Consider the following 18,332-nt stretch of genomic DNA (forward strand, 5'->3'; position numbering starts at 1 on the left):
GCCTACCTTTCGTTCGGTCGAACGAAATATCTGTCCTGATGGAGGTTCCCATGATGACCGCTCGCACCGCGACCTCGGCCCGCGCGATCGCCCTGTGGTTGTTCGTCCTGTTCCTCGCGGTCGCGCTCGGCGCCGGGCTCTACGAGTCCCGGATCGAGGTGCCACAGTGGATCCCCGACGGGGCCGCCTGGGACGCCGACGCCGCCCGCGAGGCCGACACCGGACGGCGCTTCTGGGTCTACGTCACGACCGTGCCGCTGACCCTGCTCACGGTCGTCAATCTGGTCCTGGCCTGGCGCAGCCGCGGTGAGCTGCGGCGATGGTGGCTCACGGCGTCGCTGGTCTCGGTGGCCGACCGCGTGCTCACCTTCGGCTACTTCATCCCCACGATGATCGTGCTGATGTCGGGGACGCTCGCCCCCCAGGAGGCGCTCGACGCCGCACAGCGCTGGGCGGCCCTGGACTGGCTGCGCCACGGCCTGTCGCTGGCGGCCCTGGTGTGCGCCATCCGCGCCCTCACCCTCCTGACGGCCGCGAGTGGCCAGGTCTTGCCCGACCGGGCCGCGGCACAGCATGCTGAGTAGTGTGAGGCAACTCAGATGGATCCATCCGGCCTGGGTCGTGGCGGGCGTGACGTTCCTCGCCCTCGTCGGCGCCGCCGGGTTCCGGGCGGTGCCCGGCGTGCTGATCGAGCCGCTGCGGGCCGAGTTCGGCTGGTCGGTCGCCACGATCTCGGCGGCCGTTGCGGTCAACCTCGCCCTCTACGGCCTCACCGCGCCGTTCGCCGCCGCACTCATGGAACGGTTCGGGATCCGTCCGGTCGTCGTCGCGGCGCTGCTGGTGGTCGCGGCGGGCAGCGGGCTCACGCTGGTCATGACGGCGGCGTGGCAGCTCGTCCTGCTGTGGGGCGTGCTCGTCGGGCTCGGGAGCGGGGCGATGGCGCTCGCGCTGGTCGCCACCGTCACCGGCCGGTGGTTCGTGGCCCGGCGCGGCCTCGTCTCGGGCGTGCTGACCGCGGGCGGCGCGACGGGACAGCTCGTGTTCCTGCCGCTGGTCGCGCTGGTCGCGCAGAGCGCGGGGTGGCGGGCGGCGTCGGCCGGGGTGGCGGTCGCCGCACTTGCCGTCGTCGTACCGGTCCTGCTCCTGCTGCGCGAGCGCCCGCGCGACGTCGGCGCCGTCCCGTACGGCGGCACCGCGGCGGACGACGTCGACCCGGTGGGCCGGGGGGCGGCGCGGATCGCGCTCACCGGGCTGACGACGGCCGCGCGCACCGGCACGTTCTGGCTGCTCGCGGCCGGTATGGCGATCTGCGGCGCCACGACGTTCGGGCTGATCCAGCCGCACTTCATCCCGGCCGCGCACGACCATGGCATGCCCGCGACGACGGCGGCCGGCCTGCTCGCCCTGGTGGGGATCCTCGACATCGTCGGCACGATCGCGTCCGGCTGGCTCACCGACCGCGTCGATCCGCGGCTGCTTCTCGCCGTCTACTACGCGCTGCGCGGGGTGTCGCTCGCGCTGCTTCCGGCGGTCTTCGGGCCGGACCTGCACGCGAGCATGATCGCCTTCATCGTGTTCTACGGCCTGGACTGGGTCGCGACGATCCCGCCGACGATGGCGCTGTGCCGGGAGATCTTCGGTTCGCGCGCCCCCGTCGTGTTCGGCTGGGTGTACGCCGCCCACCAGCTGGGCGCGGCGCTGATGGCGCTCGGCGCGGGCGTCGTGCGCGACGTCACGGGCAGCTACGACGTGGCCTGGTACCTCGGAGGCGCGCTCGGGCTCGTGGCGGCCGGGCTGTCACTGCCCATGCGTCGCACCCCGGTCGCGGCGACCGCGCCGGCAGCGTCGCCGGGGCGGGTGTGACGCGCGCCACGCGAATTCATCCACAGTTGAACAGGTTGTCCACAGGCTCCGGGAACGGACCGGCCCGGCGCACCGCGCGGGAGCACCGGGCCGGGGGCGACGGTCAGACGTGCGCGATCTCCGCCCAGCCCTCGACCTCCTCCGGCTTGCGCGGGCCGGGGCCGATGTACTGCGCGGACGGACGGACGAGCTTGTTCTCGCGCTTCTGCTCCATGATGTGCGCCGACCACCCGGCCGTGCGGGCGCTCGTGAACATCGCGGGCATCATGTGCGGCGGCACCTCGGCGAAGTCGAGGATCACCGCCGCCCAGAACTCGACGTTCGTCTCGATCGGGTGGTCCGGGCGGCGCTCGCGGAGGATCGCGAGCGCGGACGCCTCCAGGGCCGCCGCCACCTCGTAGCGCGGCGCGCCCAGCTCCTTGCAGGTGCGCCGCAGCACGCGGGCGCGCGGGTCCTCGGCGCGGTAGACGCGGTGGCCGAACCCCATGAGCTTCTCGCGGCGGTCCAGGATGCCCTTGACCAGGGCGTCCGCGTCGCCCGTCCGCTCGACGTCGGCGATCATCGGCAGCACCCGCGCCGGGGCGCCGCCGTGCAACGGGCCGGACATGGCGCCGATCGCCCCGGAGAGCGACGCCGCGACGTCCGCCCCGGTGGAGGCGATGACGCGGGCGGTGAACGTGGAGGCGTTCATGCCGTGCTCGGCCGCCGACACCCAGTACGCGTCGACGGCCTTGACGTGCGCCGGATCGGGCTCGCCGCGCCAGCGGATCATGAACCGCTCGGTGATCGTCTCGGCCTTGTCGATGCGGGACTGCGGCACCGCGGGAACGCCGATGCCGCGCGCGGACTGCGCCACGTACGACAGCGCCATCACCGACGCCCGGGCGAGCTGGTCGCGGGCCTCGTCGGGGGTGATGTCGAGCAGGGGCCGGTAGCCCCAGTAGGGGGCGAGCATCGCGAGGGCGGCCTGCACGTCGACGCGGACGTCACCGGTGTGGACCGGGATCGGGAACGGCTCGGCAGGCGGCAGGCCCGGGCCGAACCGCCCGTCCACCAGCAGCGCCCACACGTTGCCGAACGTGACGTGGCCGACGAGGTCCTCGATGTCGACACCCCGGTAGCGCAGGGCGCCACCGTCCTTGTCGGGCTCGGCGATCTCGGTGCGGAACGCGACATGGCCCTCGAGCCCTGACCTGAACCCCGGTGGGGGTGGCGGTACGGATATGACGGCGTCCGGCCCGGACGGCGCCGTCGCCGCAGTCGGTGCTGTCGACACCGGTCCTCCTTCTGGGATCGACCTCGCACGGGTGGCGCAGAGGCGACTAACGTGGTTGGCGTCACCCTGCCTCCGCGCGGGTGTCGGAGCAACGGGAGGCCCGGGTGGCTTCCGTCACCGGGTGATCGGACGAGGGGGGCGCGGTGGCGGTGCGCGAGCCGGCGCTGATGCGTGTGCAGTATCCGCAGGACGGGCTGGACGTCGCCGATCTCGCGGCCACGTGGCACGCGCAGCTCACCGCCTGGCTCGCCGAGGCCGACGCGGCGGGTGTCCCGGACGCCAACGCGATGGTGCTGGCCACGGCCGGTGAGGACGGTCGGCCGTCGTCGCGGACGGTGCTCTGCAAGGGCATCGACGAGCACGGGGTCGCCTTCTTCACCAACTACACGTCGGTGAAGAGCCGGGAGCTGCGGGTGGTGCGCTACGCCTCGGCGACGTTCCCGTGGTACGCGCTGCACCGGCAGGCGCACGTGCGGGGCACGGTCACCACGGTCGACCCGGAGGAGACCGCGCGGTACTGGCGCTCCCGCCCCCGGGGTTCGCAGCTGGGCGCCTGGGCGTCGGCACAGTCCACGGTCGTGAGCGAGCGCCGCGTGCTCGACGACGCCCTGGCCGCCGTCACCCGGCGGTTCGAGGGCGAGGAGGTGCCGGTGCCGCCGCACTGGGGCGGCTGGCGTCTCGTGCCCGAGCAGGTGGAGTTCTGGCAGGGCAGGGCGGACCGGATGCACGACCGGCTGCGGTTCGAGCTCGACCTCCACGACCGCTCGTGGCGGGTGCGCAGGCTCGCCCCCTGAACCGGGCGACGGCGGGCCGGCCGGTGTCGAGGACCGTCCCCCGCGGCGAGCTGTGCCCGCCGCGGGGGACCGAACCCCCCGATCAGATGGTCAGACCCGCTGGACCTGGAGGTAGACGACGTAGTTCCCGCGCAGGTAGGGGTCGTCCTGGTACTGCACGCTCAGCACGCCGTTGCCCCGGCCGCTCGGGTTCGCGCTGATCAGCGCCTCCGCCGAGGCCCTGGTCAGCTCCAGGACCTGCGGGTTGAACACGCCGTTCTCCGGGTTCGCCGGATCGCGGGTGACACCGATGGGCCGGCTACCCGCGCGTCCGAGCGGCTTGAACAGCCCTTCGAGCCCGCCCACGGTCTGGATGCCGAGCGAGACCGCGTCGAAGATCCAGGCGTAGGCCCCCGAGATCGGGCCGAAGACCTTCTTCGCCCGCTCCCCGAACTGCGCGTCGTTGGACACCAGCCACTGCAGCCACCCGCCGAACGGGCTCGTGGTGTCCCACTCCCACAGCGCCGGAGTGAGGTGCACGACCTCGTCGTCGGCGATGTCGTCCTCCCAGATCCGGCACGGCGGGTGGTCGTTCGTGAGCTGGTCGGCCCGCGGCGATGTCCACGGCGCACCGACGGGGAAGTCGTCCCCGCTGATCAGCCCGCCGACCTCCCGGCCGCCCTGCCACCAGGGCTGGCGGGCCGACCCGGCCTTGACGCGCGGGCCGAGCAGCGCCGGAGCGCTGGTGTCCCCCAGGGTCGCCGAGACGAACGTCGATCCCGTGCCGCCGTAGACCGCGGTGCCGTCGCGGCGGGTCTTCCGGGCGCTCGCCACGAAGTAGACCTCGTCGTGCTGGCCGTCGATGTTCAGGACGTCGTCCCACGTCTCGCTGACGACGTGGAATCCGTTGAACGTGACGCGATAGCGTGTGCTGGACATGGTTCTGCTCCTGTTCGAATCGAGTGGAGAATCACGCGACGAATTCGGAGACCTTGCCGTCGCGGATCGTGCACTGCCATTCCTTGTTGTAGACGGTCCCGGTGAACAGCCCGCTGCCACCGACCTCGTCGACCGAGATCAGCTCGGTGCCGTTGACGACCAGGCGCAGGCGCGCGGCCCAGGCCCAGCCGCCGCCGTTGCCGACCCGGAAGCGGAAGTTGTAGGCGCCGTCGGGAAGAATCCGCTGGAAGCGGCGGGTCGCGTTCAGCGGGACGCTGACGACCTCGTTGCCGTTGATGTACAGGTGGCCGGTGTCGTCGCACGGGCCGACATCGGCGAGCAGGCTGGCGTCGGACATGGCTTTCCTCCGTGGGTGAGTGTGTTCTCATCTGTTCGTCGCGGACGATTTCCGCGACCAGCAGAACGATGCCCTTCGCGGCCGTGGCGGAAAACCAGCCGGGGTTGTGCATCCGAATTCCCACCACGGTTGTGGTGGCGATCGGCGGATCGTTCTGCGGGTGGAGGGTCGCTCTAACCGAGGGTGGACGCCGGGGGAAGCGGATCGTCGGGGCCGACGAGGCGGTGGCGGTAGGCCCATGCCACTGCCTGCGCGCGGTCGCGGACCTGGAGCTTGTTGAAGATCCGGTTCACGTGGGTCTTCACCGTTCCCACCACGACCCCGTGGTGCCGGGCGATCTCCTCGTTGGTGAGGCCGTAGGCCATCAGTTCGAGGACCTGCCGTTCCCGGGGCGTCATCCCGGGGGGCAGGTCCCGGGAGGCGGAGGTCTGCGCGGGCAGCGCTCGCGTGGCGCCGGCGAGGTCGCGGACGATCGCCCGGGTGACCGCGGGCGCGAGCCAGGCGTCACCGGCGGCCACCGCGCGCACCGCGGCGGCAAGGTCGGACGGCGTGGCGTCCTTGAGCACGAACCCCGTCGCCCCGACCCGGATCGCCTCGTACACCGCATCGCTGGCGCTGAACGTGGTGAGCATGAGGACGCCGACCGTCCGGCCCAGCCGCGCGATCGTCTCGTCGCCTGCGATCCGGCGGGCTGCCTCGACGCCCTCGCGGCCCGAGGGCATCCGCACGTCGAGCACGGCGACGTCGGGGCTCAGGTCGAGCACGGCCCGCACGGCGGCGTCACCGTCATGCACGTCGGCGACCACCTCGATGTCCGGCTGGGCCTGCAGGATCATCGTCAGCCCGGAGCGGATGAGGTCCTCGTCCTCGGCGATGACGACGCGAATGGTCATTCCGCCCCCTGGGAACCTCCGACGCACGGAACGTAGCGACGGACGGGGGCACTGTCAGTCGCCCGCCGGCCCGGTCACCCGAACGGTTCACGCCCTCCCGCCTGGTTCGCGGGATTCTTGGAGGTTCGGGGGTTTCCGGGGGGAGGTCGTCGATGTCCGACGAGGAACTGGTCGTGCTCGTCCACGCTCTGGGGACGCCCGACGCCACCGGCGCGCCGGGGCTGCTCATCGGCCCGGCGCTCGTGCTCGTGCCCGGGCCTCCGGGCGCGCTCCTCGGCGGTCAGGCGCTCGAGGCGGTGCTGGCGGCGAACCCGCTCGACGGGGAGGGCGCGGTCGAGAGGCAGCGCGTGTCCGCGGTCCACACCTACTCCACGACCTCGACCGAGGTCGTGACCTCGCTGCTCGCCGTGCTGGAGCACCCGTCGTGCCACGCCCCGTGGGACATCGGCGCGGAGCCGGACGACGCGGAGCTCGCCGACTTCGAGGGTGACCTCTGGCGGGCGCTCGCCGGCCTCGGCCGGATCCCCGACGGCGACCCGCCGCAGGCGGACGTCGCCTTCCTGCGGCGGCTGCCCGAGGTGGAGGCGGCCCAGCGCAGGCCGCAGTGGAACCCGGTCGACGACGAGGCCGGTGAGGACCAGCGCCGGTGGTGGCCGCGCCACCTCTTCCGCCGGTGACCCGCTCGCTGCGGTCCCGGGCGTCGCAGTGGACCAGGGCCCACCCGAGGTGGGCGGACGGGGTCCTCGCGGCGCTCGTGCTCGCGCTCGATCTGCTGCTGTCGGCGGACGTGCTGAGCTGGCAGATCGTGCTCTATGCCGCGGCCGGCAACGCCGCGCTGATCTGGCGGCGGCGTTGGCCGATGATCGTGCTCGGCGTGATGCTCGTCCATTTCGCCGGCGCGGTCGTCCTGTTCGACGACTACCGCCCCGAGCTTGGCGTCCTCCTCGCGCTCTACACGGTGGCCGCCCACCTGACGCCGGCGCGCGGTCTGGCCGCGTGGGCGACGACGTTCGCCGCGACAGCCCCGATCATCGCGGTCGACGAGATCGCCAAGCCGGGGGCGCCGGGGGAGTCGCCCGCGAGCGTGCTCTTCGTGGTGGTCGTCGCCCAGCTCCTGCTCACCGCGGCGGCCTGGGCGATCGGTCGCTGGGCGCAGGCCGGCCGCCGCACGCTGCGGATCACCGAGGAGCTCGCCGAGCTGCGCCGCCGGGAGAGCCTGCGCGCCGAGCGGGCGGGGATCGCCCGCGACCTGCACGACGTCGTGTCCCGCGCCGTGACCGTGATGATCCTCCAGTCGACGCGGGCGAAACTGCTGCTCGACACCGACGCGAACGGGGCAGCGGAGGCTCTGGAGCACGTGCGGACGGCCGGGGCGGAGGCCATGTCCGAGCTGCGCGAGATGCTCGAGGTGCTGCGCGCCGATGACGACGCACCGCTCCTCGGAACGTCGATCGCCGGCGCGGTGCCCGCGATCGTCGCCCGGGTGCGGGGGCTGGGGATCGCCGTCGACGAGCGCCGGACCGGGCGGCCGTGCGCGCTGGAACCCGGCACCGAGCTGGCCGCGGTCCGCGTCGTCCAGGAGGCGCTGACCAATGTCGCCCGCCATGCGGGACCCGGCACCGCCGCCATCGTCGAGCTCGCGTGGGAACCCGGGACCCTGCGGGTGCTCGTGACCGACGACGGCGCCGGACGGCCGGACGCCGCCGCGGTCGACCTGTCGTCCGGGCTCGGCCTCACTGGCCTGCGCGAGCGTGTCGCCCTGATGAACGGGCGGATCGAGTGGGGCCGTCGTGCCGCCGGGGGCTTTCGCGTCGAGGCCGAGCTCCCGGCCGCGGCCGGTGCGGCCCGGGTGGCGGAGCCCGACGCGGCGCGCGGAGAGCCGCTCTCACTGCGTCAGGCGCGGTGAGGGTCGCCCGGGGGACCCCATTCCCGTCCGGGCGCCGCGCAAGTCATCGGGCGGGTGCGAGGTACCCGCCGGGAACGGCCCGGCAGGTGCCGTCCGCGTCCAGCAGGTAGGACCACGTTCCGTGGCGGGTGACGGCGGTGATGCGCACGCGGCCGTCCGGGTCGGCACGGCCGACGACCCACTCGGCGGGGCCGCTGTAGATCCGGTAGTAGTCGATCGCGTCGCGCTGACGGTCCGTGAGCACGGTTCCCCTCCGTTCCCGGCGAGACGCGCCGTAGCGTAAGCCGATGTTCACCTGACTTTCCAGCCCCCGCTCGGTTCTACCCGCCGCGGTGGTATTCGTGGCGGTCGTGCCCTTTCGCGCCCGGCTGCGCAGCCTCGTCGCCGACACCCGCCCGCTGCGCACCCCCGCCTACCGCAGGCTCTGGCTCGCGGGGATCGTCACGCTCGTCGGGGCGCAGCTGTCGGTGGTGGCGGTGCCGACACAGATCTACCAGCTCACGGGCTCGTCGGCCTACGTCGGCCTCACCGGGATCTTCGGGCTCGTTCCGCTGCTGGTGTTCGGGCTGTGGGGTGGCGCCATCGCGGACGCCCTGGACCGCAGGCTCGTCCTGCTGATCTCCGGTGCGGGCATCGGACTGGCCTCGTTGGCCCTGTGGATCACGTCGGCCACCGGTACCGGCGGGGTGTGGACGGTGCTCGGGCTCTTCGCGCTGCAGTCGGCGCTGCTGGCGGTGAACCAGCCCGCGCGCAGCGCCGTCATCCCGCGGTTGTTGCCCGCGGACCAGGTGCCGTCGGCGAACGCGCTGAACATGACGGTGGCGCAGATCGGTGCGGTGGCCGGGCCGTTGCTGGCGGGTGTCCTCATCCCGGTGGTGGGGCTGGCGACGCTCTACCTGCTCGACGCCGTCGCCCTGCTCGCGACGCTGTGGGCGATCTGGCGGCTACCGCCGGTGCCGCCGGAGCGGGCCGAGGGCCCGGCAAGGGCGGGTCTGCGGGAGGTCGTGGCCGGGTTCCGGTACGCGGCCGTGCACAAGGTGCTGCTGGTGTCGTTCCTGATCGACCTGGTCGCGATGGGGGCCGGGATGCCGCGGGTGGTGTTCCCGGAGATGGCCCACACGGTCTTCGGCGACCCGCCCGAAGGCGGTCCCGCGCTGGGGTTGCTGTTCGCGGCGATCCCGATCGGGATGGTCCTCGCCGGCCTGTTCTCCGGATGGCTGCACGGGGTGGCGCGCCAGGGCGTGGCGGTGACGGTGGCGATCTGCGTGTGGGGCGTCGCCGTCGCGGCGTTCGGGCTCACCAGTTCGCTGTGGCTCGCCGTGGCGTTCCTCGCGATCGGCGGCGCGGCGGACCTCGTCAGCTCCGTGTACCGCAGCTCGATGCTCCAGACGGTCGCGACGGACGAGATGCGCGGCCGGATGCAGGGCGTGTTCCTCGTGGTGGTCGTGGGCGGGCCCCGGCTGGCCGACATGTGGCACGGTCCGGCCGCCGCGGCCTTCGGTCCGGGGGCCGCGGCGACGGCGGGCGGGATCGCCGTCGTCGTGCTGGCGATCGCCGTGGTGGTCGCCTTCCCGGCCTTCTGGCGGTTCCGTGCCGCCTCCGGATGCGAACCGCGGTCCTGACCCGGACGATGGCTGTCCATGACGGATGCGACGGACACGGTCGAGCGGGGCGAGCAGCCGACGCTGAAGCGGGCCATCGGCCCCAAGCTCCTGCTGCTCTTCGTCGTCGGGGACATCCTCGGCACCGGCATCTACGCGCTGACCGGTTCGGTCGCCGCGGAGATCGGCGGGGCGCTGTGGCTGCCGTTCCTGCTGGCGTTCCTCGTCGCCTTCCTCACCGCGTTCAGCTACCTGGAGCTGGTCGGCAAGTACCCGCGGGCCGCGGGTGCGGCGCTGTACACGCACAAGGCGTTCGGGATCAACTTCCTGACGTTCATGGTCACGTTCACCGTCATGGCGTCCGGGGTGACGTCCGCGGCGACGGCGGCCAAGGCGTTCGGCGACACCTACCTGCGGGAGTTCGTCGAGCTGCCCACCTGGGGCGTCGCGACGGCGTTCATCCTCGGCCTCGCGCTGATCAACTTCCGGGGCGTCGGGGAGTCGGTGAAGGCGAACGTCGGCCTCACCCTGGTCGAGCTGTCCGGCCTGCTGCTGATCATCGGCGCCGGGATCTACGCCGTCGTCGGGCGCGGCGAGGGCGACGCCGCGCGGCTCACGCAGATTGACACCGGTGACTCCACGGCCTTCCTCGCGATCACCGCGGCGACGTCGCTGGCGTTCTTCGCGATGGTCGGCTTCGAGGACTCGGTGAACATGGCCGAGGAGTGCCGCGACCCGGTCCGGATCTTCCCTCGCGCGATGCTGCTCGGCATGGGCATCGCGGCGGCCATCTACGTCGCGGTGGCCGTGCTCTCGTCGATGCTCGTGCCCGCCGAGGTCCTCGGCGAGGCGAAGTCCGGGGCGCTCTTCCGCGTGCTCGAGGCAGGGGCGCCGGGGTTCCCGCTGGCCGTCTTCGCCGCGATCGGCCTCCTCGCCGTGATCAACTCCGCGCTGATCAACATGCTGATGGCCAGCCGCCTGCTCTACGGCATGGCGAACGAGCGGATCCTGCCGCGCGTGCTCGGCACCGTGCACCCCGCGCGCCGCACCCCGTGGGTGTCGATCGCGTTCACGAGCGTGATCGCGATCATCCTCGTCGGCACCGCGGACATCAGCCTGCTCGGCGGCACGACGGCCCTGCTGCTGCTCGCTGTCTTCACCATCGTCAACATCGCGGTGCTGGTGCTGCGCCGCGACCCCGTCGACCACCAGCACTTCCGCGCCCCGAAGTGGACGCCGTGGGTCGGCATCGTGACCTGCGGGTTCCTCGCCACGCCACTGTCGGGCAGGCCCGTGCAGCAGTTTCTCGTGGCGGGCGTCCTGCTGGCCGTCGGCGCGGTGCTGTGGCTGGTCAACCGCTGGTACGTCGGCAGCGTCGAGGTGGACGCGCGCAAGCTGGGCAAGGGCTGACCGCGCGGTTGACATCACGTCCCGCTCGGCCGATTCGGCCCTGTCGGAACCGCGGTGGGCGGATATTTTGAAGTGCGCCAACGCCGACATCACGAGCGAGAGGTCCCACATGGCTGACCAGGCCACAGACAGCGCCGACACCACCGCGGCGGTACTGAGCTATCCCGGAGGCGACCAGAAGCTCGAGATCCGGGCGGCCACGGACGGGGCATCGGCGCTCGACATCGGCAAGCTGCTGCCGGGCACCGGGTACACCACCTTCGACCCGGGCTTCGGCAACACCGCCGCCTGCGCGTCCGGCATCACCTACATCGACGGCGACGCGGGCATCCTGCGCTACCGCGGCTACCCCATCGCCCAGCTCGCCGCGAAGTCGACGTTCCTGGAGACCAGCTACCTGCTGATCTACGGTGAGCTGCCGGGCCGCGAGGAGCTGGAAGCGTTCACGGGGAAGATCCGGCGGCACACGATGCTGCACGAGGACCTCAAGCGCTTCTTCGACGGCTTCCCGCGCGACGCCCATCCGATGCCGGTGCTGTCCAGCGCCGTCAGCGCGCTGTCCACCTTCTACCAGGACGCGCTCGACCCGTTCGACGAGGCCGCCGTGGAGCTGGCCACCGTCCGGCTGCTGGCCAAGGTGCCGACGATCGCGGCCTACGCCCACAAGAAGTCCGTCGGGCAGCCGTTCCTCTACCCCGACAACTCGCTGGGCCTTGTCGAGAACTTCCTGCGCCTGACCTTCGGCTTCCCCGCCGAGCCCTACGAGCTCGACCCCGAGATCGTGCGCGCGCTGGACGTGCTGCTCATCCTGCACGCCGACCACGAGCAGAACTGTTCGACGTCCACCGTCCGGCTGGTCGGCTCGTCGCAGGCCAACCTGTTCGCCTCGATCTCGGCGGGCATCAACGCCTTGTTCGGCCCGCTGCACGGCGGGGCCAACCAGGCCGTCCTGGAGATGCTGACGCGCATCCAGGACGTGGAGGGCGGCGACATCGACACGTTCATCGAGCGGGTCAAGAAGAAGGAGCGCAACGCCCGGCTGATGGGCTTCGGGCACCGCGTCTACAAGAACTACGATCCGCGGGCGAAGATCGTCAAGCAGAGCGCGGACGACGTCCTTGCGAAGATCGGTGTCACCGACCCGCTGCTCGACATCGCGAAGGCGCTGGAGGAGCGCGCGCTCGCCGACGACTACTTCATCGAGCGCAAGCTGTACCCGAACGTCGACTTCTACACCGGCGTGATCTACCGGGCGATGGGCTTCCCGACGAAGATGTTCACGGTCCTGTTCGCCCTCGGCAGGCTCCCGGGGTGGATCGCGCACTGGCGCGAGATGATGACCGACCCCCAGAACAAGATCGGCCGTCCGCGTCAGCTCTACACCGGCGCGACCGAGCGCGACTACGTGGACATGTCCGCCCGCTGAACCCCGCGCCGGTCCCGGTCGTGACGTCCCCGAAGGGGGTGGCGTCATGGCTGGGATCGTGGTGTGCGGGGGAGGCGTCGTAGGGTTGTCGGCGGCGACGATGTTGGCGCGGGACGGGCACGCCGTCACGGTGCTGGAGCCGGATCCGGACGGGCCGCCCGCGCCGGCGGCCACCGCGTGGGGGACGTGGAAGCGGCGCGGGGTGGTGCAGTTCCACCAGCCGCACGGGCTCTTCGCGCGGTTCCGCCAGGTCTGCGAGGAGGAGCTGCCGGGGCTCTGCGAACGGCTCGCCGCGGCGGGCTGCGTGCGGCTGAACCGGATCGACGCCGCGCCACCCGGGATCCGGGAGCGGCGGCCGGGCGACGAGCGGTTCGAGATCGTCACCGGACGTCGACCGGTCGTCGAGGCGGTGTTCGCGGAGGTCGCCGCCGAGCACGTCGACGTGCGGCGCGGCGTCGTCGTCACCGGGCTGCTCACCGGCCCGTCGGACCTGGCCGGCGTGCCGCACGTGACCGGTGTGGTCACGGACGACGGCGAGCGGATCCACGCGGACCTCGTCGTCGACGCAACCGGGCGTCGCGGCCCCACCGAGCGCTGGCTCGCCGCGATCGGCGCCGCGCCGCCGCTCGTCGAGGGCCAGGACGCCCGGTTCGTCTACTACACCCGCTTCCTGCGCGGCAGCCCGCCCGCGCTGCGCGGACCCGCTCTCGCGCCGCTGGGCAGCATCACCGCGCTCACGCTCGCGGCGGACAACGACACCTGGTCGGTGACGCTGTTCGGCGCGTCGACCGACACCCCGGTCAAGGCGCTGCGCCACCGTGAGGTGTTCGACCGGGTCGTGGCGGCCTGCCCGCTGCAGGCGCACTGGCTCGACGGCGAAGCGCTGAACGGGGTCTCCGTGATGGCGGGGGCGATCGACCGGTACCGGCGCTTCGTCGTCGACGGGCGCCCGGTCGCCACCGGCTACGCCGCCGTCGGAGACGCGTGGGCCTGCACGAACCCGTCCGCGGGGCGCGGCCTCACCGTCGGGATCCTGCACGCGCAGGCGCTGCGCGCGGCCGTCCGCGAGCACCTCGGGGACCCCGCGGCGTTCGCGACCGTGTGGGACGAGCGCACCGAGCGCGTCGTCACGCCGTTCTACCGCAGCCAGCTCGCCGCAGACCGGGCTCGCCTCGCGGAGATGGATGCGCTGCGCCGAGGCGAGGCCCCGCCGCCGCCGGACCCTGCACAGGCCCGCTTCGGCGCCGCCGTCGGGCAGGACCCTGACGCCTTCCGCGGGATGCTCGACATGCTCATGTGCCTCGCGCAGCCGCAGGAGGTGTTCGCCAGGCCCGCCGTCCAGGCCGCGGTCGCGGTCGCGGGCGACCCCGTTCCCCTGCCGGGGCCGGACCGGGAGCGGCTGCTCGCGCTGCTGGCGGCGTGACCGTCGGCTAGCGTCGGCGGGCATGACGGGGACGGCGGTCGTCTGGTTCCGCCGCGACCTGCGCGTGCGCGACCAGCCGACGTTCCTCGCCGCCGCCGACGCCGCGCCCCGCGCGCTCGCGCTGTTCGTGCTGGACGACGCGCTGCTCGCGCCGTCCGGTGCGGCGCGCGAGACCTTCCTGTACCGCAACCTCCGGACCCTCGACGACGCGCTCGGCGGGCGGCTGCTCGTCGTCCGCGGCGATCCCGCCGACACCGTCCCCCGTGTCGCCGCGGCCGTCGGCGCGGCCACCGTCCACGTCGCCGCCGACTTCGGCCCCTACGGTGCGCGCCGCGACGACGCCGTCGGGACGGCGCTGGCCGCGGACGGGCGCGAGCTGGTCCGCACCGGCTCCCCGTACGCGGTCGCGCCCGGGCGGGTCCGCAAGGCGGACGGCGAGCCGTTCCGCGTCTTCACCCCGTTCCGGCGGGCGTGGCTCGCGCACGGCTGGCGGGCGCCGGCGCGCACGGACGCGTCCACCGTCACCTGGCTGGACCCGGCGGGGTCCGGCCGTGGGCTGCGCGCCGTGCGGATCCCCGACGACGTGGCCGTCGACGCCGAGCTGCCCGCCGCGGGCGAGGACGCCGCGCTGGGGCGTTGGACGGGGTTCCTCGACGCGTCGATGCGCGGCTACGCCGCGCGGCGCGACCGCCCGGACCTGCCCGGCACCTCGCGCCTGTCGCCCTACCTCAAGTTCGGGCTCGTGCATCCGCGCACGCTGCTCGCCGATCTCGCGGGGCGGCGGGGCGAGGCGGCCGACCGCTTCCGCACCGAGCTGTGCTGGCGCGAGTTCCACGCCGACGTCCTCCACCACCGGCCCGAGAGCGCCCGCGAGAACCACGACAGGGCCTTCGACGCGCTGCCCCTCGCCTCCGGCGCGACGGCGCGGCGCGCGTTCGACGCCTGGCGCGACGGGCGCACCGGCTACCCCATCGTCGACGCCGGCATGCGGCAGCTGCGAGAGCAGGCATGGCTGCACAACCGGGTCCGCATGATCGTCGCGAGCTTCCTGGTCAAGGACCTGCACCTGCCGTGGTGGTGGGGTGCCCGGCACTTCATGGGACTGCTCGTCGACGGCGACCTCGCCTCCAACCAGCACGGATGGCAGTGGACGGCCGGTAGCGGCACCGACGCCGCGCCGTACTTCCGCATCTTCAACCCCGTCGCCCAGGGGGAGCGGTACGACCCCGACGGCGACTACGTCCGCCGCTTCGTCCCCGAGCTGCGGGACGTGCCGGGAAAGGCGGTGCACCAGCCGTGGCGGCTCCCCGGCGGCGTCCCGTCCGGTTATCCGGACCGGATCGTCGACCATGCGGAGGAGCGGCAGGTCGCGCTGGAGGGCTTCCAGCGGGTCAAGGCCGCGCGGCGCTAGGGTCGCTGGACACCGCGCGGAAGGGGTGCACGATGGCGAAGGACCCGATCCGACGTCGACGGCGTCGCCGCACGCTGCTGGCTCTCGTCGCCGCGGGCGGCGCGGGTTGGTATCTGTGGTCGCGACGGTCCGCTGCGGCGCCGGACGAGACCGTCGACCAGATGTTGCCGGCTCCGTCCGCCGTCCCGCAGGCACCGCGGGCCGCGGTCACGCCTTCGGTGGTCGACTCGGTGGACAACGTGGTGGTCGACGAGGTGGCCGACGAGGTGGTCGACACCGCCGAGCCCGCTGTGGCCGCGGAGCCCGCCGCTGTTGACGAACCCGCCGCTGCTGACGAGCCCGCCGCTGCTGACGAGCCCGCCGCTGTGGCGGAGCGCGCTGTTGCCGCGGAGCCTGAGCCCGAGACCGCGGCCCGGACCCTGTTCGCCGCCCCGACCAACGGAGCCCCCGACGCCCCGGCCGTGGACGGCACGCCCGTGGTGTCACCCCCGAGTGGCGCTCCCGTGGCCCCGGCGACCGGCGGCGCCCCGTCCCTTGCGGACGGTTCGGCCCCCGGTCCCGAGTACACGATCAAGGGCAACACCGGGTCGATGCTGTTCCACCCACCGAGCAGCCCGTACTACAGCCGCACGAAGGCCGAGGTGTGGTTCCGCACGCCGGAGGAAGCCCGGGAGGCCGGCTTCACCGAGTACACGTCGCGGCGGCGCGCCGCCCGCTGACAGCGCGACGCGCACTCGGGCTGAGGAGATGCGCAACTCGCGGCTGAGGAGACGCGGAACTCGCGCTGATGAGACGCGCAACTCGCGGCGGTGGGCGGGTCAGCCGGGTCAGCCCGGGCCCGGCATCGAGATACCGTAGCCGCGGATCTTGCGGTAGATCGTGGCCCGCGACATCCCGAGATGGCGGGCGGCCTCGGCCTTGTTGCCGTCCGTGTCGAGCAGGGCGTCCACGATGGCGTCGCACTCGATGGCCTCGAGCGGGGTGAGCACCCGGCGGGTGATGGCCCGGCACTCCGGCGGGAGGTCCCGCACCCCGACGATGCCGGTACGGCGCCGCGCGACGATCTTGCGGAGGACCTGGTAGAGCTGCTCGACGTTGCCGGGCCAGCGGTTGCGCATGAGGACCCGCATGGCCTCGGGGGAGCAGGTGAGATCGGCGCCGCGCGTGAGGCGGGCGATGAGGTAGGGCACGAGCTCGGCGACGTCCTCGACGTGGTGGCGCAGCGGGGGGACCTCGACGGTGCGCGGGAAGAAGTCGACGAGCTCGACGAGATCGGCCGTGCCCGCCCCCTTGCCGCGGTCGACGGTGACGACGAGCCAGGGGCGCTCGGGGTCGGTGGACTCCCGGTGCGGTTCGAGGGCGTCGCACAGCGCCTGGACCCCCTCGACGGGCAGGCGGTCCACGTGGGTGAGGATCAGCGTCCCGCCCTCGGTGGTCTCGAGCTCCTCGGTGACCTCGGCGAGCCAGCGCGGCGACCAGTTGTCGGCGTCGAGGACGCGGAGGTGGCCTGCGGGGGTGCGGCGCTGGTGGGTGGCCCGGGCGAGGGTCGTCTTCCCGGTGCCCGGTTCGCCTTCGAGGACGAGCCATTCCCGCGCCTGGTAGTGCCGGTCCACGGCCTGACAACACTTGGACCACAGCGCGCCGGACCCGACGACCGCGGGAAGGGCCGCGGCCGGGGCGCAGCTGCTCGAGAGAGCGTGCGAGCCGGTGGACCGGGCCGCGCCGCCGGGGACGATCTGGACCTGGAGCACGCCGCCGGGTACGTCGCCCTCGGCCCAGCTGGGCCGGCAGTGGACGCGGGCGGTGGCCCCGCTGGGCAGGTCCAGGACGAGCTGCTGGCGCCGTCCGGTGGCGAGGGCCTCGGACGCGCCCGCGAGGAGGGGGACCTGGTCGCGGGGGTCGAGCAGCTCGCGCGCCCGGTCGTTCATCATCAGCAGGTCGTCGCTGATCGCGAGGATGGCGCCCGAGCTGCGCCGGCAGGTGCTGAGGTAGTCGTTGAGGAGCGTGAGCTCGCGGCGTCCGGACTGGGCGAGCAGCATCTCCTCGATGCGGCGGGCGATGGTGCCCGCCATGCCGGCCATCATCAGGTTCGCCTCGCGGCGCCAGCAGGTGAGGTCGAGGACGCCCATCACCTTGCCGGTGACGGGGTGGCGGATCGGCGCGCCTGCGCAGGCCATGTCCTCGAGATGCTCGACGTAATGCTCGTGGCCGAACACGACCGCCGGGCCGCGGCCTTCGAGGGCGGTGCCGATGCCGTTGGTCCCGACGTAGCGCTCCGCGTAGCTGAAACCCGGGGCGAGCCAGATGCGGTCGAGGTGCTGTTCGAGCCCGGAGTCGCCCGTGCGGCGGTCCAGGACCACGCCGTCGTCGTCGCAGAGGATGACGCTCACCGGCTCGGTGGCGAACTCGTCGGCTACCTCGTCCAGGATCGGGCGCGCGGTGCGAATGAGCAGGGAGTCCCGGTCGGCGTCCGTCTCGTAGGGCAGGTCGAGATGGTCCGCGGCGACGTCGAACTGGCGCGACCGCGTCCAGGAGGCGAGGATCGGCTCGCGGACGATCCCTGGTTCGAGGGGGTCGTCGACCAGGAACGAGACGCGGGCGTGCGCGACGCGGTCGGGCAGCGCCTCGGGGCCGTTTCGAACGGTGGCCCCGGTAGCGTTCTCCCCGCGTGGGCGGGTGCTCGGCGCTCTCGTCTGGCCCAACCGGGAGACCCCCTGTCCGGAGCAGTCATCGATCCTGACGTCTGTGCTTCGGAAGGTACCTCTACGGGCCCGTCTCAGGCCAGGCGAGCTGCGAAAACGAGCAAGCGTCTCATATTGAGACCTCCAGTCGCTCGGCAGCGCGCTGTGATTCCCAGCACGAGACGAAGCGCTCATGGAAGGCCCGCGCCCTGAAGCGAACGCCCGTCGCGTGCACGACCTCCGTAAGCCGGTACGCCCGCGTCCGTTCCGGCCCACGGGGTTCCACCACGACACCGTGAGGAGTTGACGTGAGTCGGCAGAGCTTGGCAAAGGCTCACCAGAAGATTCAGGAACTCTCCTGGGAGCCGCAGT

17 protein-coding genes are annotated in these 18,332 nt (G+C 72.9%); 11 read left to right on the forward strand and 6 right to left on the reverse strand.

Annotated elements, in window-relative coordinates; all coding sequences use genetic code 11:
• Positions 1 to 50 precede the first annotated feature (50 nt).
• A complete protein-coding gene (locus AB7J25_RS21335; RefSeq protein ID WP_428511365.1) occupies positions 51 to 584 on the forward strand; it encodes a hypothetical protein in 534 nt (177 codons plus the stop codon).
• A complete protein-coding gene (locus AB7J25_RS21340) occupies positions 574 to 1,863 on the forward strand; it encodes an MFS transporter (protein WP_428511366.1) in 1,290 nt (429 codons plus the stop codon). The genes AB7J25_RS21335 and AB7J25_RS21340 overlap by 11 nt, the downstream gene beginning before the upstream one ends.
• 103 nt (positions 1,864 to 1,966) lie before the next feature.
• Here the strand turns inward: AB7J25_RS21340 and AB7J25_RS21345 are convergent, their stop codons facing one another.
• Positions 1,967 to 3,139 (reverse strand): citrate synthase 2, encoded by a 1,173-nt coding sequence (locus AB7J25_RS21345; protein ID WP_428511367.1) that lies wholly within the window; start codon positions 3,137 to 3,139, stop codon positions 1,967 to 1,969.
• Positions 3,140 to 3,306: 167 nt separating this feature from the next.
• Between AB7J25_RS21345 and pdxH the strand changes: the two genes are divergently transcribed.
• Positions 3,307 to 3,933, forward strand: a complete 627-nt coding sequence (pdxH, locus tag AB7J25_RS21350) for a pyridoxamine 5'-phosphate oxidase (protein ID WP_428511388.1) — start codon at positions 3,307 to 3,309, stop codon at positions 3,931 to 3,933.
• A 90-nt stretch (positions 3,934 to 4,023) separates the two neighbouring features.
• Here pdxH and AB7J25_RS21355 read toward each other — a convergent pair whose 3' ends face one another.
• From AB7J25_RS21355 to AB7J25_RS21365, 3 genes are all read right to left on the reverse strand, one after another.
• Complete coding sequence (locus tag AB7J25_RS21355) at positions 4,024 to 4,851, reverse strand: hypothetical protein (protein WP_428511368.1); 828 nt, start codon at positions 4,849 to 4,851, stop codon at positions 4,024 to 4,026.
• A gap of 31 nt (positions 4,852 to 4,882) precedes the next feature.
• On the reverse strand, positions 4,883 to 5,209 hold the full coding sequence (locus AB7J25_RS21360) for a hypothetical protein (protein WP_428511369.1): 327 nt from the start codon (positions 5,207 to 5,209) through the stop codon (positions 4,883 to 4,885).
• A gap of 173 nt (positions 5,210 to 5,382) precedes the next feature.
• Positions 5,383 to 6,102: a response regulator gene (locus AB7J25_RS21365; RefSeq protein WP_428511370.1), complete on the reverse strand. Its 720-nt coding sequence runs from the start codon at positions 6,100 to 6,102 to the stop codon at positions 5,383 to 5,385.
• A 152-nt stretch (positions 6,103 to 6,254) separates the two neighbouring features.
• Between AB7J25_RS21365 and AB7J25_RS21370 the strand changes: the two genes are divergently transcribed.
• Positions 6,255 to 6,779, forward strand: a complete 525-nt coding sequence (locus tag AB7J25_RS21370; RefSeq protein ID WP_428511371.1) for a hypothetical protein — start codon at positions 6,255 to 6,257, stop codon at positions 6,777 to 6,779.
• Positions 6,776 to 8,008, forward strand: a complete 1,233-nt coding sequence (locus AB7J25_RS21375) for a sensor histidine kinase (RefSeq protein ID WP_428511372.1) — start codon at positions 6,776 to 6,778, stop codon at positions 8,006 to 8,008. The genes AB7J25_RS21370 and AB7J25_RS21375 overlap by 4 nt, the downstream gene beginning before the upstream one ends.
• A 43-nt stretch (positions 8,009 to 8,051) precedes the next feature.
• Here AB7J25_RS21375 and AB7J25_RS21380 read toward each other — a convergent pair whose 3' ends face one another.
• Positions 8,052 to 8,252 carry a hypothetical protein gene (locus tag AB7J25_RS21380; protein WP_428511374.1) on the reverse strand — a complete coding sequence of 67 codons (201 nt, stop codon included), beginning with the start codon at positions 8,250 to 8,252 and terminating at the stop codon, positions 8,052 to 8,054.
• A 106-nt stretch (positions 8,253 to 8,358) separates the two neighbouring features.
• On the opposite strand from AB7J25_RS21380, the gene AB7J25_RS21385 reads away from it, so the two are divergent.
• The 6 genes from AB7J25_RS21385 to AB7J25_RS21410 all read left to right on the forward strand — a co-directional run bounded on the left by AB7J25_RS21385 (position 8,359) and on the right by AB7J25_RS21410 (position 15,998).
• Positions 8,359 to 9,630, forward strand: a complete 1,272-nt coding sequence (locus tag AB7J25_RS21385) for an MFS transporter (protein ID WP_428511390.1) — start codon at positions 8,359 to 8,361, stop codon at positions 9,628 to 9,630.
• 18 nt (positions 9,631 to 9,648) lie between these two features.
• Positions 9,649 to 11,019 carry an APC family permease gene (locus AB7J25_RS21390; protein ID WP_428511376.1) on the forward strand — a complete coding sequence of 457 codons (1,371 nt, stop codon included), beginning with the start codon at positions 9,649 to 9,651 and terminating at the stop codon, positions 11,017 to 11,019.
• A 109-nt stretch (positions 11,020 to 11,128) separates the two neighbouring features.
• A complete protein-coding gene (locus tag AB7J25_RS21395; RefSeq protein WP_428511378.1) occupies positions 11,129 to 12,445 on the forward strand; it encodes a citrate synthase in 1,317 nt (438 codons plus the stop codon).
• 46 nt (positions 12,446 to 12,491) lie between these two features.
• Positions 12,492 to 13,868: an NAD(P)/FAD-dependent oxidoreductase gene (locus tag AB7J25_RS21400; protein ID WP_428511380.1), complete on the forward strand. Its 1,377-nt coding sequence runs from the start codon at positions 12,492 to 12,494 to the stop codon at positions 13,866 to 13,868.
• 22 nt (positions 13,869 to 13,890) lie between these two features.
• The gene (locus tag AB7J25_RS21405) at positions 13,891 to 15,279 is read left to right on the forward strand and encodes a cryptochrome/photolyase family protein (RefSeq protein WP_428511382.1); all 1,389 of its coding nucleotides are present in this window, start codon (positions 13,891 to 13,893) and stop codon (positions 15,277 to 15,279) included.
• A 32-nt stretch (positions 15,280 to 15,311) separates the two neighbouring features.
• The gene (locus AB7J25_RS21410; protein ID WP_428511384.1) at positions 15,312 to 15,998 is read left to right on the forward strand and encodes a hypothetical protein; all 687 of its coding nucleotides are present in this window, start codon (positions 15,312 to 15,314) and stop codon (positions 15,996 to 15,998) included.
• Positions 15,999 to 16,106: 108 nt separating this feature from the next.
• Here AB7J25_RS21410 and AB7J25_RS21415 read toward each other — a convergent pair whose 3' ends face one another.
• Entirely contained in the window at positions 16,107 to 17,981 is a 1,875-nt protein-coding gene (locus AB7J25_RS21415; RefSeq protein WP_428511386.1) for a sigma-54-dependent Fis family transcriptional regulator, read from the reverse strand.
• Between the last annotated feature and the right edge of the window lie 351 nt (positions 17,982 to 18,332).

The sequence above is a fragment of the Pseudonocardia sp. genome, from assembly GCF_050246655.1.
Taxonomy (GTDB): domain Bacteria; phylum Actinomycetota; class Actinomycetes; order Mycobacteriales; family Pseudonocardiaceae; genus Pseudonocardia.